The 21,316-nt window shown below is 64.0% G+C and carries 20 protein-coding genes; 6 read left to right on the top strand and 14 right to left on the bottom strand.

The features are described from left to right. The 3 genes from AB3X39_RS11395 to glmU form a co-directional block, all read right to left on the bottom strand. On the bottom strand, positions 1-2,509 hold a 2,509-nt coding region (locus AB3X39_RS11395; RefSeq protein WP_369417503.1), incomplete at its 3' end, for a two-partner secretion domain-containing protein. 55 nt (positions 2,510-2,564) lie between these two features. After that, complete coding sequence (locus AB3X39_RS11390) at positions 2,565-2,921, bottom strand: J domain-containing protein (RefSeq protein WP_369417502.1); 357 nt, start codon at positions 2,919-2,921, stop codon at positions 2,565-2,567. A gap of 24 nt (positions 2,922-2,945) precedes the next feature. After that, a complete protein-coding gene (glmU, locus tag AB3X39_RS11385; RefSeq protein WP_369417501.1) occupies positions 2,946-4,343 on the bottom strand; it encodes a bifunctional UDP-N-acetylglucosamine diphosphorylase/glucosamine-1-phosphate N-acetyltransferase GlmU in 1,398 nt (465 codons plus the stop codon). 172 nt (positions 4,344-4,515) lie between these two features. Between glmU and AB3X39_RS11380 the strand changes: the two genes are divergently transcribed. Continuing rightward, on the top strand, positions 4,516-5,280 hold the full coding sequence (locus AB3X39_RS11380) for a DUF6279 family lipoprotein (protein ID WP_369417500.1): 765 nt from the start codon (positions 4,516-4,518) through the stop codon (positions 5,278-5,280). On the opposite strand, the gene AB3X39_RS11375 is transcribed toward AB3X39_RS11380, so the two are convergent. The 4 genes from AB3X39_RS11375 to AB3X39_RS11360 form a co-directional block, all read right to left on the bottom strand. Beyond that, positions 5,264-5,956: a DUF4136 domain-containing protein gene (locus AB3X39_RS11375; protein ID WP_369417499.1), complete on the bottom strand. Its 693-nt coding sequence runs from the start codon at positions 5,954-5,956 to the stop codon at positions 5,264-5,266. The genes AB3X39_RS11380 and AB3X39_RS11375 overlap by 17 nt on opposite strands. Positions 5,957-5,964: 8 nt before the next feature. After that, positions 5,965-6,906 (bottom strand): tRNA 2-thiocytidine(32) synthetase TtcA, encoded by a 942-nt coding sequence (ttcA, locus tag AB3X39_RS11370; protein ID WP_369417498.1) that lies wholly within the window; start codon positions 6,904-6,906, stop codon positions 5,965-5,967. 32 nt (positions 6,907-6,938) lie between these two features. Continuing rightward, complete coding sequence (locus AB3X39_RS11365; protein ID WP_369417497.1) at positions 6,939-7,310, bottom strand: dihydroneopterin aldolase; 372 nt, start codon at positions 7,308-7,310, stop codon at positions 6,939-6,941. A 68-nt stretch (positions 7,311-7,378) separates the two neighbouring features. Continuing rightward, positions 7,379-8,155, bottom strand: coding sequence for an SDR family oxidoreductase (locus AB3X39_RS11360; RefSeq protein WP_369417496.1), 777 nt, complete (start codon positions 8,153-8,155; stop codon positions 7,379-7,381). A 28-nt stretch (positions 8,156-8,183) separates the two neighbouring features. Here AB3X39_RS11360 and AB3X39_RS11355 point away from each other — a divergent pair, with 28 nt between their 5' ends. Then, a complete protein-coding gene (locus AB3X39_RS11355; RefSeq protein ID WP_369417495.1) occupies positions 8,184-9,323 on the top strand; it encodes a class I SAM-dependent methyltransferase in 1,140 nt (379 codons plus the stop codon). 10 nt (positions 9,324-9,333) lie between these two features. Beyond that, positions 9,334-9,528, top strand: coding sequence for a DUF2905 domain-containing protein (locus AB3X39_RS11350; RefSeq protein ID WP_369417494.1), 195 nt, complete (start codon positions 9,334-9,336; stop codon positions 9,526-9,528). A 118-nt stretch (positions 9,529-9,646) separates the two neighbouring features. On the opposite strand, the gene AB3X39_RS11345 is transcribed toward AB3X39_RS11350, so the two are convergent. From AB3X39_RS11345 to metK, 6 genes are all read right to left on the bottom strand, one after another. Further along, positions 9,647-10,756 carry a sigma-54-dependent Fis family transcriptional regulator gene (locus AB3X39_RS11345; RefSeq protein WP_369417493.1) on the bottom strand — a complete coding sequence of 370 codons (1,110 nt, stop codon included), beginning with the start codon at positions 10,754-10,756 and terminating at the stop codon, positions 9,647-9,649. 7 nt (positions 10,757-10,763) lie between these two features. After that, positions 10,764-11,129, bottom strand: coding sequence for a DUF779 domain-containing protein (locus AB3X39_RS11340; RefSeq protein WP_369417492.1), 366 nt, complete (start codon positions 11,127-11,129; stop codon positions 10,764-10,766). A gap of 12 nt (positions 11,130-11,141) precedes the next feature. Next, complete coding sequence (gene adh / locus AB3X39_RS11335; protein WP_369417491.1) at positions 11,142-12,671, bottom strand: aldehyde dehydrogenase; 1,530 nt, start codon at positions 12,669-12,671, stop codon at positions 11,142-11,144. 171 nt (positions 12,672-12,842) lie between these two features. Then, positions 12,843-14,096, bottom strand: coding sequence for a multifunctional CCA addition/repair protein (locus AB3X39_RS11330; protein WP_369417490.1), 1,254 nt, complete (start codon positions 14,094-14,096; stop codon positions 12,843-12,845). Between the two features lie 6 nt (positions 14,097-14,102). After that, on the bottom strand, positions 14,103-15,101 hold the full coding sequence (locus AB3X39_RS11325; RefSeq protein WP_369417489.1) for a complex I NDUFA9 subunit family protein: 999 nt from the start codon (positions 15,099-15,101) through the stop codon (positions 14,103-14,105). Between the two features lie 74 nt (positions 15,102-15,175). Then, entirely contained in the window at positions 15,176-16,357 is a 1,182-nt protein-coding gene (gene metK / locus AB3X39_RS11320) for a methionine adenosyltransferase (RefSeq protein ID WP_369417488.1), read from the bottom strand. A 159-nt stretch (positions 16,358-16,516) separates the two neighbouring features. On the opposite strand from metK, the gene AB3X39_RS11315 reads away from it, so the two are divergent. After that, entirely contained in the window at positions 16,517-17,434 is a 918-nt protein-coding gene (locus tag AB3X39_RS11315) for a lysophospholipid acyltransferase family protein (protein ID WP_369417523.1), read from the top strand. Continuing rightward, the gene (locus tag AB3X39_RS11310) at positions 17,431-18,336 is read left to right on the top strand and encodes an LpxL/LpxP family acyltransferase (protein ID WP_369417487.1); all 906 of its coding nucleotides are present in this window, start codon (positions 17,431-17,433) and stop codon (positions 18,334-18,336) included. The genes AB3X39_RS11315 and AB3X39_RS11310 overlap by 4 nt, the downstream gene beginning before the upstream one ends. Positions 18,337-18,364: 28 nt before the next feature. On the opposite strand, the gene AB3X39_RS11305 is transcribed toward AB3X39_RS11310, so the two are convergent. Further along, the gene (locus AB3X39_RS11305; RefSeq protein WP_369417486.1) at positions 18,365-20,053 is read right to left on the bottom strand and encodes a long-chain-fatty-acid--CoA ligase; all 1,689 of its coding nucleotides are present in this window, start codon (positions 20,051-20,053) and stop codon (positions 18,365-18,367) included. A gap of 196 nt (positions 20,054-20,249) precedes the next feature. Between AB3X39_RS11305 and AB3X39_RS11300 the strand changes: the two genes are divergently transcribed. Continuing rightward, positions 20,250-21,239, top strand: coding sequence for an esterase/lipase family protein (locus AB3X39_RS11300; protein ID WP_369417485.1), 990 nt, complete (start codon positions 20,250-20,252; stop codon positions 21,237-21,239). Positions 21,240-21,316: the final 77 nt, after the last annotated feature.

The raw sequence follows: 21,316 nt of genomic DNA, 5'->3' as shown, positions 1-21,316 counted from the left end.
TAACACCGCCGGAACCGACCTGATCTCCGGGGGCTGCACCGATCAAGGAGTTGGTTGCACTGACGATGGTCGGGTTCGCGGCCAAGCCGCTGATCCACGTCACCGCGCCGAGGGTGCCGCCCCAGAGTGGACTGCTGACGACGTAGTTGCCATTGATCAGTGCGGTAACACCGCCGGAACCGACCTGATCTCCGGGGGCTGCACCGATCAAGGAGTTGGTTGCACTGACGATGGTCGGGTTCGCGGCCAAGCCGCTGATCCACGTCACCGCGCCGAGGGTGCCGCCCCAGAGCGGACTGCTGACGACGTAGTTGCCGTTGGTGAGCGCTGTGACACCGCCCGAGCCGACGCTGTCGCCAGCTGCCGCACCGATGAGCGAATTGCCGGCGTTGACGGTGCCGGGGTTGGCGGCTTGTCCGTTCATCCATGTGACGGCCCCGGTGCTGGCGTTCCAAAGCGGACTGCTGACGACGTAATTGCCGTTGGTCAGCGCCGTGACACCGCCCGAGCCGACGCTGTCGCCCGCAGCGGCGCCGATCAGGGAATTGCCGGCCCGCACCGTGCCCACCAAGCCCGTGGTTCCGTTGGCCCACGTGACGGCGCCGGTGCTGGCGTTCCAGAGCGGACTGTTGACGACGTAGTTGCCGTTGGTTAGGGCCGTGACACCGCCCGAGCCCACTTGATCGCCGACAACGCGACCGAGGAGGGAATTGCCGGCACCCACGACCCCTGCCGCCCCGGTGGTCCAAGTGACGGCACCGATCGTCCCCCCCCAGAGCGGACTGCTGACCACGTAGCTGCCGTTGGTGAGCGCGGTCACACCGCCTGAGCCGACGTTGTCGCCAGCTGCCGCACCGATCAGGGAGTTGGCCCCGCTGACCGCCCCACTCAGGCCCGTCTTGTCGTTACCCAAGCTCACCGCGCCCAATAAACCACCCCAGACGGGGCTGTTGACGGTGTAGTTGCCGTTGCTGAGTTTGGTCACGCCCCCAGAGCCGACCAGGTCACCGGCGGTCGTGCCAAACAGCGTCGAGATCAAGGCGCCGGTGGTGCCGTTATAGAGGTACACCGCTCCTGAACCGCCAAGACCGCCGAAGTTGTCGTTTGGTGAGGCCACGACAAGGTTGCCTCCGCCGACTTCAAAGGTGCCGCCCGAGCCGTGGTTATCCGCGATACCCGGATTGGGGTTGGCCAGATCGATGTAACTCAGAAGGGTGGCGGCGGCGGGTCCGATGACGATGTTGGTGGGGTCCAGCAAGGTCTGGCCGCCTAGGCCCGGATCGGTGGAGCCGCCCATGTAGAGCGTGCCCTTGCCCGATATTTCGATGAAACCTTTGGGGCCGGTGGTGGCGGTGGCCGCAAAGCGGGTATCGGCTTGCGACATCAGCACAATCCGCCCCGCCTCGCCCATGGCGCTTAAATGCGCCCCGGCCACGCTCAGCAGCCCGGTGGTCTGGATGTCGATTTGCCCGCCGCTTGGGCCACCGTTTTGAGCGCCGTTGGCGTGGCTGGTGCCCGAGAGGTAAGCCGTTTGCCCACTGCTCAAGCTGATCTGCCCGCCCGTGGTCGCCCCATCGGCACTGATCTGCGCCGCTTGGGTTTGCAGCAAGGTGTTGCTGGCGTTGATATGGACTTGGCCCCCAGTGCCTTGGCTGCCGTTGGCCTGAATCAGGCCGTCTTGCAAGACACTGCGCCCGCTCAAACTCACCAGCCCGCCGTTCAGGCCTGACGCGTCCAGCGTGCCGGCCTGATGCACCACATCGCCCACCAGTTCGATGCCGCCGTCGCGCATCACCAAGCCTTGGGCGGGCACGACACCTTGGGTGTTGACCACGGCGATGTTGCCCGTGTTGGTCACCTGTCCGCCCAGCAAGCTGACGAAGCCACCGGCATCGGCGTGGATGGTGCCGTCGTTGCGCACCGACCCCGCTTGGCCCGCAAAGTGGGGTGTGCCGGCCATGAAATCGGCGTCGAGCGTATCCATGGTGGTTGCCAAGAGGCCATGCACATTGACCTGCGCACCCGGCGCAAAGAGGATGCCGTTCGGGTTGACCAAGAACACTTGGCCGTTGGCCTTGAGCTGGCCAAAGATCTGACTCGGCTCAGCTCCCATCACCCGGTTGAGGGCCACTGAACTGCTGTCGGGTTGCACAAAGGTGACGCTGGCTTGGGCACCGATGTTGAAGCTATTCCACTGAATGATGGCGCGCTGGCTGCTCTGATTCACCACCAGACTGGCCGCAGCGGCCACCGGATTCAGCGTGGCTTGGCCGGCCACCACTTGGCCGCCTGTAGGCAGCGTGGCGGGGAGGGGGGCGACGCCCCAGCTTGACGTGGCAGCGCTGAAACCGAGGGCGACGACCATCCTTTGGACAGCCTTGGACCCACCCCGACCGTGACCGCACACGATTTCAGGTGCGGGGACATGACGTTGACGCTTCTCGTTCCAGACCAGGCGGTAGCTACGGTTCATGGCGTTGGCGAAGGGGATGTGGGCAGACTCGGCCACACATCTTATGCAACCTATGCAACGCGACGCTTAAAGACGAATCAATCAGGTTACCTTAATCTGCACGGAGCCACCACCACAAACCCAAGCCAAGCGTGCCCATGATGATCACGCTCAGGATCCAAGTGCGTCGGCCGGGACGTCGCCAAAAGGCCTTGCGTTGTTGGGCTGCGGTGAGCTTGGCCCGTTCGCGCGCCAAGTATTGGTCGTAGACCTCACGGCGAAAGGGGTCGCTCAGCACGGCATAGGCCAGCCAGCGGTCCGTTTCCGAGGCGATCGCGGCCGTCAAGGGGGGGTGCTGCCAGTCCACCTGTGCCAGTGCAGCCGCAGAGGCCTGTTCGGGCACGCCAAGGCACTCATAGTGCGTGGGGTGCAGGGGGAGGACCAGCGGGTTGGTGGCAGGTGGTTGCATGATGGTGGTGGGTTGGATGCTTGTTCAGGCACCCGATTTGGCTGGCTTGATCGGTCGGGTCCAAGTGCTGACGCTGGCTTGTTGTCCACGCGCCACAGTGAGTTGTCCAGCGGGGGCGCTCTTGCTGACGGTGGAGCCCGCGCCGATGGTGGCGCCGGCACCGATGGTGATGGGTGCGACCAGCACGCAGTTGGAGCCGATATGCACGTCGGCTTCAATGGTGGTGCGGTGTTTGTTGGCCCCGTCGTAGTTGGCGGTGATGCTGCCAGCACCGTAATTGACCCGCTCGCCCACGGTGGCATCGCCCAGATAGGCCAGATGGTTGGCTTTGGCACCTCGGGCCATGGTGGAGTTTTTGACCTCCACGAAGTTGCCGATATGCACTTCGGCGCCGAGTTTGGCGCCGGGGCGCAGTCGGGCGAAGGGGCCGATCAACGCCCCGGCGCCGATGTCAACGCCCAAGCTCTCGCCGTCGATGTGGGTGAAGGGGTGAATCAACGCGCCGGCGGCGATGGTGGCGTTACGGATGACGCAGTTCGCACCGATCGAGACCTCGTCACCCAGCGTGACCGTGCCTTCAAAGATCACGTTGACGTCGATGTCCACGTCACGACCGCATGTCAGGTCGCCGCGCAGATCGAAGCGGGTGGGGTCGGCCAGACGAACGCCCGCTTCCATCAGGGCTTCGGCTTGCTGGCGCTGGAAGCGGCGTTCCAGATCAGCCAGTTGCAAGGGGCTGTTGACGCCCAGCACTTCGGTTTCGCTGCCGGCCTTGGTGGCCACCACCGGCACGCCGTCAGCCACGGCCATGGCGACGATGTCGGTGAGGTAGTACTCACCTTGGACGTTATCGTTGCCCAAGTTGGCCAGCCAGCGCTTCAGGTGCGCTGTGGGCACGGCCATCATGCCGGTGTAGCCCTCGCGGATGAGGCGCTGCTCAGGCGTGGCGTCTTTGTGTTCCTTGATGGCAAGCACGGCCTCGCCGTCACGCAGGATGCGACCGTAGCCGGTGGGGTCGGCCAAATCGACCGTCAGCAGTGCAAGGCGCTCGCCTGCGCAGGCATCGATCAAGGCTTGGGCGGTTTGGACGCGGACCAAAGGCACATCACCGTTCAAGATCAAGGTGGTGCCGGTCTCGGGCAGTTCAGGCACCGCTTGCTGCACGGCGTGGCCGGTGCCGAGTTGCGGCTCTTGGCGCACAAAGGCCAACGGCGCTTCGGGCAGCGCGGCGCGCATGACCGTTTCGACCTGCTCGGCGCCGTGGCCGGTGATGGTGATGAGGCGGGCCGCACCGAGGCGAATGCCCATCTCCAAGACGTGTTGCAATAGGGGCCGACCGGCCAAAGGATGCAGCACCTTGGGTCGGGCGGATTTCATCCGTGTCCCTTTGCCAGCAGCCATGATCACGACGTCGAGCACCATGCGTAGTTCCTTGTTTGCGTGTAGATGGAAACCCCAGATTATCGGCAGCCCCAAGCCTTCTTGGCTCCGGCAGTGTTGTTGGGCTGTGACAGGTGTCTGGATTCTGTGGCTGTGTGGCTGTAGCAGCCTGGGATTGGGCTACGGCAATGGGCCCGCCTTGGTGACATGGTGGGTGGATCGCCACCTGGACTTGACCCCTGAGCAATCGACCAAGGTGCGCGCCGCGTTGGATCAAGGGTTTGCTTGGCACCGCAGCCAGCGTTTGTCACAGGATCTCGGGCTGATGGCGCGTTTTGAGCGTGAGGTGCAAGGTGACGTCACGTCGGCGCAGGTGTGTGCGTGGGTGCCCATCGCACAAAGCTGGGGCGATACCGTGCTGGCGCAACTGGGGCCTGCTATCGCATCGATCGCTCCCACACTCCAAGCGCAGCAGCTCAGCCACCTTGAGGAGCGCATGACGCGCGGCAACGATGATTGGGTCCACGATCACTTGCAAGCTGAGCCTGCCGAGCGTGTGCAGGGGCAACTGGATCGCTTGGTCTCGAACTTAGAAACGCTCTATGGCCGTGTGGAAAAACGGCAGAAAGAAGCGCTGCGCGTGGCTTTAGCTCGCTCGGTATGGGATCCGGATCAGGCCTTGGTCGAGCGCAAGGCGCATCAGCAAGACACCTTGAGTGTGTTGCGTCAACTCAGCCAAGGGCGCACAACGCTCACCCCGGAGGCCTCTCAGGCGCTGGTTCGGGCCTGGCTGATGCGCCAAACCAACCCGGGTGATGAGGCTGAACGTCGGCGTCGCAGCGCCTTTGTCGCAGAGCGCTGCCAGTTGGTGGCGGATTTCCATCGCACCACCACCTCGGAGCAACGCCGCCATGCCGGTGAGACGTTGGCCGGTTGGCAAGACGACTTACGCAGTTTTGTGATCAGCGCGGGGCGCTAGCCTCGGGCGGTGGGGTCAGCGGCACCAACGACACCATGACATCGCGAGGGCCGTCAGGCAGGTCTGGAAAGCCTTGCAAGATGGCCGAGAACAGGGCTCGCAGCACAGCCGGGGTGCCGTTCAGGCGCGTGCGGGCATGGCCTTCGTAGAGGATGTGATGGGTCATGCCGTCGATGAGCAGCATGATCACCTCCTGTTGAAGCTCGTAGGGTCGGCCACTCCAGCCCTGGCTGGGGCCCATGCCCAAGGGGCGGCGCAGGGGACGGCCCCAAACGTCTTTGCTCCAAGGGTTGTGTTGGCTGACCCAGCTGCCTTCTAGCCAAGGGGTTGGCATGCGGACGCTGCGCGCACTCACTTGGACAAAGATATCGACATCCGGGTCGTGGGTTTCCACCGCATCGCTATCCAAGGTGAATCCCGCCAGCAGCAAAGCCTCGGCCGCAGCAGCCTCGGTGGCATCTTGGGTGGTTTGGAGGGCGTTCGCTGTGCCGACGGCGCCTCGCTGTGACGGTAAACGCTGAAAAACGTAGGTGCCTGCCGGTCGATCGTCGGGCCATTCACCGAAACTGGTGACTTCCACTTCGGCGTCGTAGAGCGACGAGGCGCAACTGCTGCTGAGCAAGCTCAGGACCAGAAGACCCAAGATTGCAAGCGGGGCAGTGTGAGGCGAGCGCATGGGGTTCCTCAGGAACGAGTCATGAACGTGACCGGCTGGGAGGCCGATATCTCGGGTATCGCCGGGGTCGCACAACCCTCGTCGTCTTCGTCGAAGGCTTTATCACCCTGTGGATCAGCGACGCCGCTGGGGCGGATGGTCTCGAAGGGGAAGAGCTTGCGGTCCATCAGGTGCGAGGGCACGACTTCGGAGAAGGCGCGGTGCATGTTGTCGATGCGGCCCGGATGCTTGCGATCCCATTCGCGCAGCATCTGTTTGATCTGCACCCGTTGCAGGTTCTCTTGGCTGCCGCACAAGCTGCACGGGATGATCGGGAAGGCGCGGTGTTCGGCCCAGCGTTCCAGATCGGTCTCGACCACGTAGGCCAGCGGGCGGATCACGGTGTGCTTACCGTCGTCGCTCACCAGCTTCGGCGGCATGCCTTTGAGGCGGCCTTGGAAGAACATGTTCAAAAAGATGGTGCCAAGGAAGTCATCGCGGTGGTGCCCCAAGGCGATCTTGGTCGCGCCCAGCTCACCCGCCACGCGGTAGAGCGCCCCCCGGCGCAGACGCGAACACAAGCTGCACATCGTCTTGCCCTCAGGGATCACGCGCTTGACGATCGAGTAGGTGTCTTGCTCTTCGATGTGGAACTCGACGCCCCGGCTCTTGAGGTACGCCGGCAGCACATCGGCCGGAAAGCCGGGCTGCTTTTGGTCGAGATTGACGGCGACGATGGAAAAGTCGATCGGAGCGCGTTGCTGCAAGTTCAGCAAGATATCGAGCAAGCTGTAGCTGTCCTTGCCGCCCGAGAGGCAGACCATCACGCGGTCGCCTTGCTCGATCATGGCGAAGTCGCGGATCGCGTCGCCCACTTGACGATGCAAGCGCTTCGAGAGCTTGTTGATTTCGTGCGCCGCGCGCTTGTCGGCCTGAGAAGCCTGAGGGTCGGAGGAAAGATCGGTGTTCATGGCGAGATTGTCGTTGCTCGCTGCCACGCGGCTCACCACTGCCCCGTTTCCACCCGGATCGCCACTTCGCAGTCGTCGAAGATTTCCAGCTTGGCGATCTTGACGCGCACGCCCAAAACGCCCGGCAGGCTCATCAACCGTGCCGCGACTTTGCCGATCAGGCTCTCCAACAAGTTGACGTGCTGCGCGGTGCATTCCTCAATGATGATGCTGCGCACTCGGCGGTAATCGAGCACGTGCGTCAGGTCGTCGTCTTGGGGGCGCAGGGGCTGCGTGCCGAGGTTCATTTCGGCATCGACCGCAATCGGCTGCGGCGCGGTTTTCTCGTGGTCGAGCACCCCAAGGTTGGCGTCAAAGCGCAGGCCAGTGAGGGTGAGGATTTGGGTGCCGCGTGTGGTGGACATGGTCGGATGGGCTCAAAAAGAAAGGGGCGCAAGGCCAGCAAGGTGAAGCAAGACGCGTGGCTGCGCCCTCACATCATCGAAAAATCGCGCTCAAAGCGTCGCAGGTGCTGACCCGCATCGACCAAGATGGTGGTGCCGGTGATGGAGCGGGTTTCGAGCACAAACCGCACGCTGCGCGCCACGTCTTCGGGCGAGGAAGCGCGCCCGAGCAGGCTCGACTGACGGTGCAGCGCCGCGAACTTGTCACCCTGCAACCAAGCGCTGTCGAGCGTCAGTCCCGGCGCGACACCGGCCACGCGCACTTGCGGTGCCAAGGCCATGGCCAGCAAAGCGGTGGCGGATTCGAGGGCTGCTTTGGAGAGCGTGTAGCTGAGGAAATCCGGGTTCGGATTCCACAGCTTTTGATCGAGCAAATTGACCACCACCCCTTGGCGCGGTGTGCCAATCAAGTGTTTTGCCAGCGCTTGGGCCAGCACGATGGCGGGGGCGGTGTTGGCGCGCAAGTGGCGCTCTAAGGTGGCGTAGCTGAAGCTGGAGGCGTCGTCGAACTCGAAGGTCGAGGCGCTGTTGACCACCGCATCGAGGCGACCCAACGCGGTGATCACGGCTGGCACCAAGGCGCGACAAGCGGCTTCGTCGGCCAAGTCAGCGGCAAAGGTGTGAGCCCGGGCGCCGAGTTGGCGCAGCTCAGCGGCAGTGCTTTCAGCCTCTGGGGCCGAGTGGCGGTAATGCACTGCCACATCGAAACCATGGCGCCCGAGATCAAGGGCAATGTCGCGACCAAGGCGTTTGGCTGAGCCAGTGATGAGGACCACTGGACGGTCTGAAAGAGGGGGGGTGGGCATGGGCTTTCTAGAATGGGGTGTGAACATGATGCAAACCACTTCAAACCCCAGTGTAGCCAGCCCGCTTGCCGCGTCTCTGGCCGACGAGATCCGCACCCAAGGTGGCTGGATCAGCTTCGAGCGCTACATGGAGCGCGCCCTCTACACCCCCGGCTTGGGCTATTACGCCCGGGGGGATCGTCAGTTCGGTGCCTTGCCCGCTTCGGGCAGCGATTTCATCACCGCGCCGGAACTCTCACCCCTGTTCGGCCGGGCCGTGGCGCGCCAGCTTGAGCAGGCCTTGGCAGCCACCGGCACCCAAGCGCTTTGGGAGTTTGGCGCGGGCTCGGGCGCCTTGGCCGCCCAGGTGCTTGAAGCCTTGGGCGAGCAGATCACGTCCTACACCATCGTTGATCTCTCAAGCACCTTGCGCGAGCGCCAGCGCCAAACGGTGCTGGAGCGCGTGCCGCAGCACGCCGCTAAGTTGCGCTGGGTGACGCAGTTGCCCGAGCGCATCGACGGCGTGGTGGTCGCCAACGAATTGCTCGACGCCATGCCAGTGGTTTTGCTGCACTGGGACGGCGCACAGTGGCTGGAGCGTGGGGTGGGGTTGGGTACGGGTCAGGATGCGGCGCAGGCTTTTGTCTGGGCGGATCGGCCCACCGCGCTGCGCCCGCCCGTTGAGAGCGGCTTTGTGCCCGGCACGGTCATCGAGTTGCCACGCCAAGCCTCGGCGTTCATCACCACGCTGGCCGGAGTGGTGCAGCGCGGCGCGGCGTTTCTCCTCGACTACGGTTTTCCCGAGCGCGAGTTCTATCACCCGCAGCGTGTCGGCGGCACCTTGATGTGCCACCGTGCCCACCAAGCCGACACCGATCCACTCGACGCTGTGGGCGAGAAGGACATCACCGTCCACGTCGATTTCACGGCCATTGCTTTGGCGGGGCAGGACGCTGGCATGGAGGTGCTGGGCTACACCTCGCAGGCGCGGTTTCTCTTCAACTGCGGGTTGCTCGAAGACTTGCAGCTCGCCAGCGATCAGCGCAACGTGCCCGCCTTGGCGGCGGCCCAAAAGCTCATCACCGAGCACGAAATGGGCGAGCTGTTCAAGGTGATCGGCTTGGCCGCTGCGGCCACGCCCTTCGAGGCCCGAGGCTTCACCGCCGGCGACCGCAGCCATACCTTGTGAGGCTGGAACTGTGATCCGCTGGCTGTTGACCCTGCTGCTGGCCAGCGTGCTGCTCTCAGGGCTGCGCGGCTGGCTGTCGAAGCTCGGCTTGGGCCGTCTGCCGGGCGACTTCACCCTGCACCTCGGCCGCCGCGAGCTCTATGTGCCCTTCGGATCAAGCGTGCTGCTGAGCCTGATCGCCTGGCTGATTGCGCACTGGCTGTAGCGCCAGCCATCACCCACGGTGTGACCCGTTCGCCCTGAGCTTGTCGAAGGGCCTGTGTGTCCTGCAGGCTGGGCTTCGACAAGCTCAGCCCGAACGGTGTTGGGGTGAGGGGGCTGTTTCAGCGCCGCAAATACCGATACAGCGTGCTGCGGCTGATGCCGAGACGGCGGGCGGCTTCGGCGATGTTGCCGTGGGTTTCGAGCAGCATGTGTTCGACGGTGCGCTGCGAGACGTCGCGCAGGGGCATGAGGGGGGCGACGGCTTCGGTGGGCGGGAGGATGGGGTTGGCTTTTTGGCGGAACCGGCTGGCGTCGATGCGGAAGTAAAGGCTTTGGCCTTGCAAGTTGCTCAGGGCGACGGTGCTGCTGCCTTGGCGCAGGGCTTGATCGCGCACGCTGGGCCAGTCCATCACGAACACTTGGGCCAGATGCACTTGATGGATGGCGTTGCGTTGCAGATCCAGCATGGCCATGGCGACGCTGTCCATGGCCGTGATCAGCCCGTCGGCGTCGAGATGCAACCAGCCCTCCGCCATCGAGCCCAAACCGGCCAAGTGCGGGTGACAGCTGAGGCGCAAGGTGTGGGTTTCTTCGGCCAAGGCGAAAAGCTGGCGCTCGATGGCCCGCACCGAGGTGCGTACCAACCCCAAGGTGTGCGGATGGTGGCTGCGCTGGTCGGAGGAAATATCCAGCACACCGAGCGTGCGGCCGTCGGGCCCTCGGATCGGCGCGGCGGCGCAGGTGAGAAAGCCGTTTTCCTCGAAGAAGTGTTCGGCCCCGTTGACCGCCACCGATTGGCCTTCATGCAAGGCGGTGCCGATGGCGTTGGTGCCTCGGTGGCGTTCCAGCCACGACGCGCCGGGGCGCAGCAAGATGCGGTCGGCGCGTTGCAAGAAGTCGGCGTCGCCCACCGAATGCACGATCACGCCGTGATGGTCGGCCAGCACCACCACGCCGCCGGAGCCGGCGATCAGGGCGTAGAGGTATTCCATGGTCGGGATGGCGGTGCGGATCAGCACGTCGCGCTGCTCGATGCGGATGCGCAGGTTCTCGCCGCCCAAGGTGTGCTCTTCCGCCAAGCGCCGCGCCACCGGCATCAAACCGAACTGAAAGCAGCGCTGCCAAGAGCCCGTCAAGGTGGGCCCGAGCCGACTCAGCACCGCCTCTTCAGGCGGGGTGCCGTGGCGCAGCCAGTGGCGGCGCAGATCACGCAGTTCGGTGTTGTTCATGGCGCTGTCAAGTCACCGGAGCCAAGTTGGCAAATTCCTCGTCGGTAAAAAGGCGGGAGCGGGTCAGAAAGCGCAGCCCACTGGGCCGCTCCAGCGAGAACATACCGCCATTGCCGGGGATGGCGTCGATGGTGAGGTGGGTGTGCTGCCAGTACTCGAACTGGGAGCGGCTCATGTAGAACGGCACGCCGCCGATCTCGCCGAGCCGCACGTCGTTGTCACCGAGGGGAAACTCTGAGCGGGCAAACAGCATGGGCGCACTGCCGTCGCAACAGCCCCCGGATTGGTGGAACAGCAGCTCAGGGCCATGCTGCGCCAGCATCGTCTCGATCAGGGCCAAGGCGGCGGCCGTGGCGCTCACGCGGTTTGCCATGATGGGTCTTTCTCAGAAGAACCCAAGAGCCTTGGGGCTGTAGGACACCAGCAGGTTCTTGGTCTGCTGATAGTGGTCGAGCATCATCTTGTGGGTTTCACGACCGATGCCCGATTGCTTGTAGCCGCCGAAGGCGGCGTGCGCCGGATAAGCGTGGTAGCAGTTGGTCCAGACGCGGCCGGCCTGGATGCCCCGGCCCATGCGGAAAGCGCGGCTGCCGTCACGGGTCCAGACCCCGGCGCCCAGACCGTAGAGCGTGTCGTTGGCAATCGCCAGCGCTTCGGCTTCGTCCTTGAAGGTGGTGACCGACAGCACCGGGCCGAAGATTTCTTCCTGGAAGATGCGCATCTTGTTGTGGCCCTTGAACACCGTCGGTGCCACGTAGAAGCCGTCCTTCAAGTCGCCGTCGTGGAGGGTGCGGTGACCGCCGACCAGCACTTCAGCGCCTTCAGCGCGACCGAGTTCGAGGTAGGAGACGATCTTTTCGAGCTGCTCGGCGGAGGCTTGGGCGCCGATCATGGTGCTGCTGTCGAGCGGGTTGCCTTGCTTGATCGCCTTGACACGGGCCACGGCGCGCTCGATGAAACGTTCGTAGATCGATTCCTGAATCAGCGCGCGTGAGGGGCAGGTGCAGACCTCGCCTTGGTTCAGGGCGAACATCGCAAAGCCTTCCAGACACTTGTCGAAGTAGTCGTCGTCTTGGTCCATCACGTCGGCAAAGAAGACATTCGGGCTCTTGCCGCCGAGTTCCAGCGTCACCGGGATCAGGTTTTGGGCGGCGTAGCTCATGATGAGTCGGCCGGTCGAGGTCTCCCCCGTGAAGGCGATCTTGGCGATGCGCGGCGACGAGGCCAGCGGCTTGCCCGCTTCCAGCCCGAAACCGTTGACCACGTTGAGCACACCCGGTGGCAGCAAGTCGCCGATCAGCTCCAGCAGCACCAGGATCGAGGCGGGCGTCTGCTCGGCGGGCTTCAGCACCACGCAGTTGCCAGCGGCCAAGGCCGGGGCGAGCTTCCAAGTGGCCATCAGGATCGGGAAGTTCCACGGAATGATCTGGCCGACCACGCCGAGCGGCTCCTTGAAGTGATAGGCGTAGGTGTCGTGATCGATCTCGCCGATCGAGCCTTCTTCGGCGCGGATGCAGCCGGCAAAGTAGCGGAAGTGGTCGATAGCCAGCGGGATGTCGGCGGCCATGGTTTCGCGGATCGGCTTGCCGTTGTCGAGCGTCTCAGCGGTGGCGATCAGCGACAGATTCGCTTCGATGCGGTCGGCGATCTTGTTGAGGATGTTGGCGCGGGTGGTGGTGGAGGTGGCACCCCAAGCAGCGCGGGCCGCGTGGGCGGCGTCGAGCGCGAGGTTGATGTCCTTGGCGTTCGAGCGCGGGATCTCGCACAGCGGCTGATTGGTGATCGGCGTGACGTTGACGAAATATTGGCCATCCACCGGCTCGACCCACTGGCCGCCGATGTAGTTGCCGTAGCGCGCCTTGTAGGGGTTGCTGACGCTGATGCCGTTGAGAGTCAAGATGTTTGTGCTGCTCATGGGGATGCCTCAAGGTGGGATGGAGGTGGGTTGGATCGGTGTGAGCGGATTGTTCCGATCCCCCTGCCGACCCGCCACCTGAAGCACCCCCTCGATCCGACCCAAGGGGCTGAAAAGGGCGGTTTTTCCGGGTATGTCCTGAGTTGGTGCTTGCGCGACTGTGTCGTATCGCTACACCTTGGGTGGGTGTGGAGCCGCTGCCTGACTCAAAGCCGCTGCCCGGGCCTGATCCAGCGCCCGGGCGATGGCCGGGCCTTCGGCACTTCGGGCGCGGGCTTCGGCCACGATGGCGGCTTGATCCAAGCTTTGCAGCAGCGCCAGCGCTTGGCCCAGCGTGCGGCGCTGGGGGTAGTCTTGGCGGCTGAAGTCACCGCCTCGGCCCCGGGCGTCGCATTCGCAGGCCAGCAAGGTCTCGGCAAAACGCTCGGGGCGTCGCCAAGCATCGCAGCGGCCCAGCAGGCGCACAACGGCCTCGGGGCTCAGTTCAGTGCTGCGGTGGATGTTGCCGTGTTCGCGCGCCACCAAGTCCGCCAGTTGGATCAACTCGGTGGGCACGCGCAGGCCTTTGAGCAAGGGTTGCAACAGGGCGGCACTGCGGCCTTCGTGGCCGGTGTGACGCGGCAGCACATCGGCTGGGGTGGTGCCTTTGCCGAGGTCGTGGCACAGGCAAGCCAGACGCACGCCCAGCGACGCGCCAAGCAGGGCGGCCATGTCCAGCACCATCAGCACATGCACGCCGGTATCGATCTCGGGGTGATAGTCGGCGCGCTGGGCCACGCCAAAAAGCTGATCCACTTCGGGCAGCAGCCGCTTGAGCGCGCCGCAGTCGCGCAGCACCTCGAACATGCGTGAGGGTTTGGCGGTCATCAGCCCACGTGAGAGTTCTTGCCAGACGCGCTCGGGCACCAGCGCATCGACCTCGCCCGCATCGACCATCTGCCGGCAGAGCTGCATGGTCTCAGGGGCGATGCGGAAGTCGCTGAAGCGGGCCGCAAAGCGCGCCAGCCGCAGGATGCGCACCGGGTCTTCGGCAAAGGCGGGCCCCACGTGGCGCAGCAGCCGCTCGTGCAGATCGCGCTCGCCGCCCCACGGGTCGATCAAGCGGCCTTGATCGTCTTCGGCCATGGCGTTGACGGTCAGATCACGTCGGGCCAAATCGTCTTCGAGCGTGACCTCGGGGCTGGCGTGGCAGACGAAGCCTCGGTAGCCGAGGCCGCTTTTGCGCTCGGTGCGCGCCAAGGCGTATTCCTCGTGGCTGTGCGGATGCAGAAACACCGGGAAATCTTGGCCGACCGCGACAAAGCCGCGCGCCAGCATCGCCTCCGGCGTGCTGCCGACCACCACCCAGTCTTGATCCCCAGCGGCTAAGCCGAGCAAGCGGTCGCGCACGGCGCCGCCGACACGGTAAATCTTCAGGGGCGTCATGGCGGCTCAGTCCCGACCGGCCAACCTGCGGCGCAGATCATGGGCGCTGAAGCGATGACCCCCGCGTTCAGCCAAATGGGGCGCCATCACGGCGTCCATCGACGTGGCTTGGATGTCCAGCGAGGCGAGTCCCGGCTGTTGGCCGGTGGCGACGTTGGCCAGGCGCATCGAGAGCACGTTGTCCGGGCTCATCAACGTCGGGCCCGGCAGCAGCGTCATCAGGCGCGCTTGGAGCAGTGCGAGCGCTTCGGGCAACGGCCAAATCGGGCGTTCGCAGCCCGCCCATCGACCGGCGCGGCGCACGATGTCGCCTAGGCTCAGGACTTCGGGGCCAGCGCACTCGATGGTTTGATGGATCGTGCGTGGGTCGCTCAAGCAGCGTGCCAAAGCGGCGGCCACATCGCCCACCCACACCGGCTGAAAGCGCGCTTGCGCGCCCGCCAGCGGCAGGATCGGAGCCAGTTTTTGCAGGCTGGCAAACAGGTTGACGAAGCGATCTTCGGCGCCAAAGATCACGCTGGGGCGCAGGATGCTCAGCTCGATCTGCCCGCTGCGGGCGGCAGCGCGCAGCACTTGTTCGCCGCGTGCCTTGCTGCGCAGGTACATCGAGGGTGCCAGCTCAGCACTGGCCTCATCGACACCCAAGGCGCTGACATGGATCAGTCGGCGTACCCCCGCGCTTTGGCAGGCTTGAACCAGTTTGCGCGGCAACTCGACATGGGTGTGCTCGAAGCTCGCTTCGTTCCCGTGCAGGATCGCGACGAGGTTGATGACCGCGTCCACACCGTGCACCAAGGTGGCCAACACGCTCGGCTCATGCACATCGGCGTGCATCAGCACCACCCCGGGCTGCATCGCCAAGGCTTGGGCCTGCCTCGGTTTTCGGCTTGGCACGATCAAACGGGTGCCGCTGAACGCCGGATCACCCGCCAGCAGGCGTAACAAGGCCCGGCCGACCAAGCCGGTGCCACCGAGAACAAGGACAGAACGAGGGCACGCAATCATGGCCGGCATCGTAGCAATCCTCATGCCGTTGAAACACACCCTCTTGGTGCGACCAGGCCTTCTTTACACCGGCTTTACAGCCCAGCCGCCGCTCTCAGCAGCGCAGCCTTGTCGGTGCGCTCCCATGTGAACTCTGGCTCTTCGCGGCCGAAGTGACCATAAGCCGCAGTCTTCGAGTAGATCGGCCGCAGCAGGTCGAGCATCTGGATGATGCCCTTGGGGCGCAGATCAAAGTGGTCGTTGACCAGCTTGGCGATCTCGGCGTCGGCAATGACGCCGGTGCCTTCGGTATAGACCGTGACGTTCATCGGGTGTGCCACGCCGATGGCGTAGGCCACTTGGATCTGGCACTGCTTGGCCAAGCCCGCCGCGACGATGTTCTTGGCGACGTAGCGCGCCGCGTAGGCCGCCGAGCGGTCCACCTTGGTCGGGTCCTTGCCCGAGAACGCGCCGCCACCGTGCGGACAGGCGCCGCCGTAGGTATCGACGATGATCTTGCGGCCCGTGAGGCCGCAGTCGCCTTGCGGGCCGCCGATCACAAACCGGCCGGTTGGGTTGATCAGGTACTTGGTGTCCTTGGTGATCCACTCCTTGGGCAACACCGGCTTGATGATTTCCTCAATCACCGCTTCGGTGAACTCGGGCTTCATGTGTTTGCCGTCGCTCATCTCGGGCGCGTGCTGGGTCGAGAGCACGATGGTGTCGATCGAGTGCGGCCGGCCATCGACATAACGCATCGTCACTTGGCTCTTGGCGTCGGGGCGCAGGAAGGGCAGGCGGCCGTCTTTGCGCAGCTGCGCTTGGCGCTCGACCAAGCGGTGGGCGTAGTAGATCGGCGCGGGCATCAGCTCGGGCGTCTCGTCGCAGGCGTAGCCGAACATCAGGCCTTGGTCGCCGGCGCCGGTGTTGAGGTGGTCGTCCGAGGCGTGATCCACCCCCTGGGCGATGTCGTTGCTCTGCTTGTCGTAGCAGACCATGACCGCGCAGCCCTTGTAGTCGATGCCGTATTCGGTGTTGTCGTAGCCGATGCGCTTGATGGTGTCGCGCGCGACTTGGATGTAATCGACATGCGCGTTGGTGGTGATCTCACCGGCCAGCACCACGAGGCCGGTGTTGCACAGCGTCTCGGCCGCGACACGCGAGCGTGGGTCTTGTTCGAAGATCGCGTCGAGGATGGCGTCCGAGATCTGATCGGCCACCTTGTCGGGGTGACCTTCGGAGACGGACTCGGATGTGAAGAGGAAGTCGTTCGCCACTCTATAAACTCCTGTGTTTTGCGATGGATAGACGTTGAATACCTTTGTGGGGTGCGTCGCCATGCTGCGAGGAGCGATTGGCGAACGCTTTAGCGGCATTTGTGATTCGCCCCGCAAGTTGTTCCTTAACTCGGCGATGGCCGCGATTGTATGGCCCTGATCACAACCCTTTTTCGTGGCGCCTCGCGCCTGCCCTTGTCCGTGCTGCACGCTGTGGGCGGTGCCTTGGGCTGGTTGACGTACTGGGCTTCGCCCAGCTATCGGCGGCGCATGCATGAGCACGCCCTGCTCGCGGATATCCCGTGGGCGCAAGCGCGTCCAGCGGTGGCCGAATCGGGTCGGATGATTGCCGAGCTGCCGTGGGTTTGGAGTCGGCCGGTGGATCAACCCTTGGGCGACAAGATCCGCTGGACGGGGGCCGAGCATGTGGAGCGCGCCTTGGCCTTGGGCAAGGGTTTGCTGGTGCTGACGCCACACATCGGCAGCTTTGAGATGGTGGGCCAAGGCTACGCCGAGCGTTTTGGCCTTGGCAAACACCCGATGACGGCGCTTTATCGGCCCGCGCGCAAAGCGTGGATGAAAGAGATGGTCAGCAGCTCGCGCCAGCGCCCCGGTCTCGATGTGGCCCCCGCCAACTTGGCCGGGGTGCGGCAGATGATCCGCGCCCTGCGCCGAGGCGAAACCATCGGCTTGTTGCCCGATCAGGTGCCGCCGGAGAGCCAAGGCGTTTGGGCGCCGTTCTTTGGTAAGCCGGCCTACACCATGACCTTGGCGGCGCGGCTGGTGCAACAGACCGGCGCCGCAGTGGTGTTGATTCGGGGGGAGCGTTTGAAGGGTGGACGTGGTTGGTGCTTGCATGCCGAGCCCATGCCTGAACCCTTGCCGCCGGCGGTCAGCGGCGCCAACGCTGCTGAGGTTGAGGCCTACACGGTGGCCAGCGCCACGGTGATCAACCGTGCCATGGAACACATGATTCGCCAGTTGCCGGGCCAGTATCTGTGGGGCTATCACCGCTACAAACATCCACGCCCGCAAGAAAGCATGCTCGATAGCGATGCCAAGGGAGCGCAGGCGTGAAGGCCCCAGCGACATGGGGCGCCAAGCTCGGGGCTTGGGGGGCGATTGCCTTGCTTTGGAGCGTGCATGTCCTGCCGCTGGGTGTGCAGGCGTGGCTGGGGCGAGGTTTAGGGGCCCTGCTTTGGCAAGTGGGCCGCCCACGCCGCCGCGTTGCGCTGCGCAACTTGGCTTTGTGTTTTCCCGCTTGGACCGACGCCCAGCGCGTGGCGGTGGCGCACGAGCATTTCGCTTGGTTGGGCCGCAGCATCTTGGAGCGCGGCTTGCTGTGGTTTGCGCCGGTGCCCCGCTTGCAGCGCCTGATCCATGTCGAAGGCGATGTCGGCTTGGCCGCGCGCAGCGAGCGCCCGGTGATGTGGCTGGTGCCGCATTTTCTGGCCTTGGACGTGGCGGGCTCGGCGGCGCAGATCTTTCAAGACAAACGCTTTGGCTCGATTTACCAAGCGCAAAGCAACCCGGTTTTTGACGCCGCCGTCAAGCAAGGGCGGCTGCGCTTTGACAAGGTGGAACTCTTTGCCCGCAACGAGGGCGCACGCGGCTTGATGCGCGCCATCCGCCAAGGCAAGCCTTTTTTCAACCTGCCCGACATGGATTTTGGCGCGCGTGACGCCGCCTTCGTGCCCTTCTTCGGCGTCCCCGCAGCGACGCTTTTGGCCCCTTCGCGCATGGCCCGGGCTTTGAACATGGTGGTCCAACCCGTCATCGCCCACATCCTGCCCGGCGGCCAAGGTTACCGCGTCCAGTTCATGGAACCTTGGGCCGACTTCCCCACCGACGACCCCGAAGCCGACACCCGCCGCATGAACGCCTGGATCGAAGCCCAGATCCTCCTCAACCCCAGCCAATACCTCTGGGTCCACAAACGCTTCAAAACTCGCCCGGAAGGGGAGGCGGGGTTGTATTGACGATTGACGTTGTGGCAAGGCTCGGCGCTCAGCGCAGCTCGCGGCGCAGGATCTTGCCGACGTTGCTCTTGGGCAGGGCGTCGCGGAATTCGATCTTGCGGGGGCGTTTGTAGGCGGTGAAGTTCTCTTTGCAGTAAGCCGCCAAGGCTTCGGTCGTGAGGTTCGGGTCGCGTTTGACGACCACCAAGCGGACGGCTTCGCCGGAGTGTTCGTCGGGGATGCCGACCACGGCGCATTCCAAGACGCCGGGATGCAAGTTCACCACTTGCTCAATCTCGTTCGGGTAGACGTTGAAGCCTGAGACCAGAATCATGTCCTTCTTGCGGTCCACGATGCGCACATAGCCGTTCTCGTCCATCACGCCGATGTCGCCGGATTTGAAGTAGCCGTCGGGGGTCATGACCAAGGCGGTCTCGTCGGGGCGGTTCCAGTAACCCGCCATCACTTGTGGGCCTCGGATGCAGATTTCGCCCGGTTGACCCGGGGCCACGTCGTTGCCCTCATCGTCGCGCAAGACCACCTCGGTGCCGGAGATGGGCACGCCAATGGTGCCGGAGTATTCCGAGATATCGAGTCGGTTGGCGGTGGCCACGGGTGACGTCTCGGACAGACCGTAGCCTTCAACGATCGGGCAGCCGGTCAGCTTGAACCATTGGTCGGCGGTGGCCTTTTGCACCGACATGCCGCCGCCAAAGCAGACCTTCAGCCCCGAAAAATCGAGCTTGGCGAACTCGGGGTTGTTCAGCAACGCATTGAACAAGGTGTTCACGGCCGGCAGCATGTTGATACGGTGCTTGCTGAGCGTTTTGACCAAGCCTGGGATGTCGCGTGGATTGGGGATCAAGACGTTGCGGCAACCCAGACGACAGCCGATGAAGTAGCAGATGGTCAGGGCGAAGATGTGATACAGCGGCAGCGCGCAGACCATCGTCAGGTGCCGGTGGCCGATGGCGTCGATGCGTGGCCGAAACCAGGCTTCGCATTGCAAGGTGTTGGCCAGCACATTGCGGTGCAGCAGCACCGCGCCTTTGGACACGCCGGTGGTGCCACCGGTGTATTGCAAAAAGGCGATGTCATCGAGCCCGATGGCCCGGCGCGTCAGGGTTTTGTGCTGGCCTTGGGTCAAGGCGGTGTTGAAGCGAATCACCTGCCGCTGGCTGCTGGAGGGCAGATCGAAGGCCGGTACCAGCTTGCGCACATGGCGCACGACAAAGTTCACCAACTGTTTGCGCGGGAAAGACAGCATGTCGCCCATGGCGGCCACGATCACATGCTTGATGGGTGTGTGGTCGATGACTTGCGCCAAGGTGTGGGCGAAGTTCTCTAGGATGATGATGACTTCCGAGCCCGAATCCTTGAGCTGATGCTCCAACTCACGCGGGGTGTAGAGCGGATTGACGTTGACCACCGTGTAGCCCGCGCGCAGCACTGCTGCAATCGCCACCAAGTACTGCGGCACGTTGGGCATCATCAGCGCCACACGCGCACCCTTGGGCAGCCCCAAGCTCTGCAACCAAGCGCCCAAAGCCATCGAGTGGTTGTCGATGTCTTGATAGCGGAAGGACTGATCCATGAACGATGCAGCCTCCAGCGGGGCGTGTTCGCGGAAGGCGGTTTCGAGCAGATCCACCAAGCTCGTGTAGCCCGAGAGGTCCACGTCAGCGGGGACGCCGACGGGATACTGGCTCAGCCAAGGTTTGCGGGCGAGGGTATGCATGTGTCTCTCTCCAAACGGTTGTCGTGACCGGGGCCACTTCGGGGCTGGATTGTTCGTTGTTGTGAGGCGGGAAACTCTTGGGGGTTTTCCTAGCGTCAGGTCGATCTCAGAGAATTTGCGCGTTGATGAAGCCTCCATGATGCCCAGTTAGACTGAATGCACCGTAACCCATTCATTCAGGGGGCTACGTTTTTTCATGACACGACACATACGTTTAGGGTCGGCCCTTTTGTTGCGGCTCGCTTTGTTGATTTGGTGGGTTTCAGGCTGGTTGGCCGGGCTTTGTGTCGGTGTGTATGTCGGTGGGATGTGGGGTGGGTTGGCGCTGCTGTGCGTGGTGAGTGCGCCGCTGTGGTTGATGGGGGCGGTGGTGGGTTGGTCGGCATGGCGACATGGTCGTGATCTTGCGGCGGCTCCGGACCCTGATTTCGGCCCCATGGCATGGACGTGGTGGCATCTCTGGTGGACGGAAGTGCGTTGGGTCTTGCGCCTGTTTGGGTGGCGATTGCCTTTCCAAGAAGCGGCGCAATCGGATGCGCGCAGCTACCCCGGATTGCGTGGGGTGCTTTTTATTCACGGCTATGGCGGTAATCGAGGGTTCTGGGCCGAGTGGCAGGAAGCCTTGCACCGACGCGGGCACGCCAGCTTGAGCGTGAGCTTGGATGCCGTGAATGGCTCCATCGAGGCGTATGCCCCGCAGATTGAATTGGCTGTCGAGGCGTTGGAGGCCAGCACCGGGCTGTCGCCGTTGGTGGTCACCCATGGCATGGGCGGTGTGGCGGTGCGCGCTTGGTGGCGGTGGCAGCGCCGTCAAGGGATGTCTGCCGTCTTGGCGACCGAACGGGTCCATGCCGTGGTCACGATAGCCTGTCCCCATCAAGGGTCGGCGCTGACCGCTTGGGGATGGAAGGCCCGTCAGTTGGTCCTAGGCAGTGACTGGCTGAGGGAGCTGGCGGCTCAAGAAACCGCCGGTTGGCGCAGTCGTTTTGTCTGCATTCGCAGCGATGCCGATATCACCTTGATGCCGCCATCGTTGGCGATCTTGCCCGATGCGCGGGTGTTATCGCTGTCGGGGTGTGGCCATTGGCAACTCGCTTTTGAGCGCCCGGTGCGTCGCGAGGTTCTGCGGCTGCTCCAAGAGAATTTGCCCGTGTGTGTGTCGTCTTTCTCAACGGCACCGAAGTAGCAAGGATCACTTCAAGAGCGCTTGCAACCTCGCATGGGTGGTGAAGCGCGATCCACCCGATTCGGGTGTCCGTAGGA

It is taken from the genome of Leptothrix ochracea (assembly GCF_041083635.1).
GTDB classification, from domain to species: domain Bacteria; phylum Pseudomonadota; class Gammaproteobacteria; order Burkholderiales; family Burkholderiaceae_C; genus Sphaerotilus; species Sphaerotilus ochraceus.
This window is presented reverse-complemented; position numbering and strand designations above follow the sequence as displayed.

What these genes read in the sequence shown, in the direction of transcription:
- AB3X39_RS11390 (WP_369417502.1), bottom strand. Translation starts at nt 2,921, where the DNA reads ATGCAACCACCTGCCACCAACCCGCTGGTCCTCCCCCTGCACCCCACG.
- glmU (WP_369417501.1), bottom strand. Translation starts at nt 4,343, where the DNA reads ATGGTGCTCGACGTCGTGATCATGGCTGCTGGCAAAGGGACACGGATG.
- AB3X39_RS11375 (WP_369417499.1), bottom strand. Translation starts at nt 5,956, where the DNA reads ATGCGCTCGCCTCACACTGCCCCGCTTGCAATCTTGGGTCTTCTGGTC.
- ttcA (WP_369417498.1), bottom strand. Translation starts at nt 6,906, where the DNA reads ATGAACACCGATCTTTCCTCCGACCCTCAGGCTTCTCAGGCCGACAAG.
- AB3X39_RS11365 (WP_369417497.1), bottom strand. Translation starts at nt 7,310, where the DNA reads ATGTCCACCACACGCGGCACCCAAATCCTCACCCTCACTGGCCTGCGC.
- AB3X39_RS11360 (WP_369417496.1), bottom strand. Translation starts at nt 8,155, where the DNA reads ATGCCCACCCCCCCTCTTTCAGACCGTCCAGTGGTCCTCATCACTGGC.
- AB3X39_RS11355 (WP_369417495.1), top strand. Translation starts at nt 8,184, where the DNA reads ATGCAAACCACTTCAAACCCCAGTGTAGCCAGCCCGCTTGCCGCGTCT.
- AB3X39_RS11345 (WP_369417493.1), bottom strand. Translation starts at nt 10,756, where the DNA reads ATGAACAACACCGAACTGCGTGATCTGCGCCGCCACTGGCTGCGCCAC.
- AB3X39_RS11340 (WP_369417492.1), bottom strand. Translation starts at nt 11,129, where the DNA reads ATGGCAAACCGCGTGAGCGCCACGGCCGCCGCCTTGGCCCTGATCGAG.
- adh (WP_369417491.1), bottom strand. Translation starts at nt 12,671, where the DNA reads ATGAGCAGCACAAACATCTTGACTCTCAACGGCATCAGCGTCAGCAAC.
- AB3X39_RS11330 (WP_369417490.1), bottom strand. Translation starts at nt 14,096, where the DNA reads ATGACGCCCCTGAAGATTTACCGTGTCGGCGGCGCCGTGCGCGACCGC.
- AB3X39_RS11325 (WP_369417489.1), bottom strand. Translation starts at nt 15,101, where the DNA reads ATGATTGCGTGCCCTCGTTCTGTCCTTGTTCTCGGTGGCACCGGCTTG.
- AB3X39_RS11305 (WP_369417486.1), bottom strand. Translation starts at nt 20,053, where the DNA reads ATGCATACCCTCGCCCGCAAACCTTGGCTGAGCCAGTATCCCGTCGGC.
- AB3X39_RS11300 (WP_369417485.1), top strand. Translation starts at nt 20,250, where the DNA reads ATGACACGACACATACGTTTAGGGTCGGCCCTTTTGTTGCGGCTCGCT.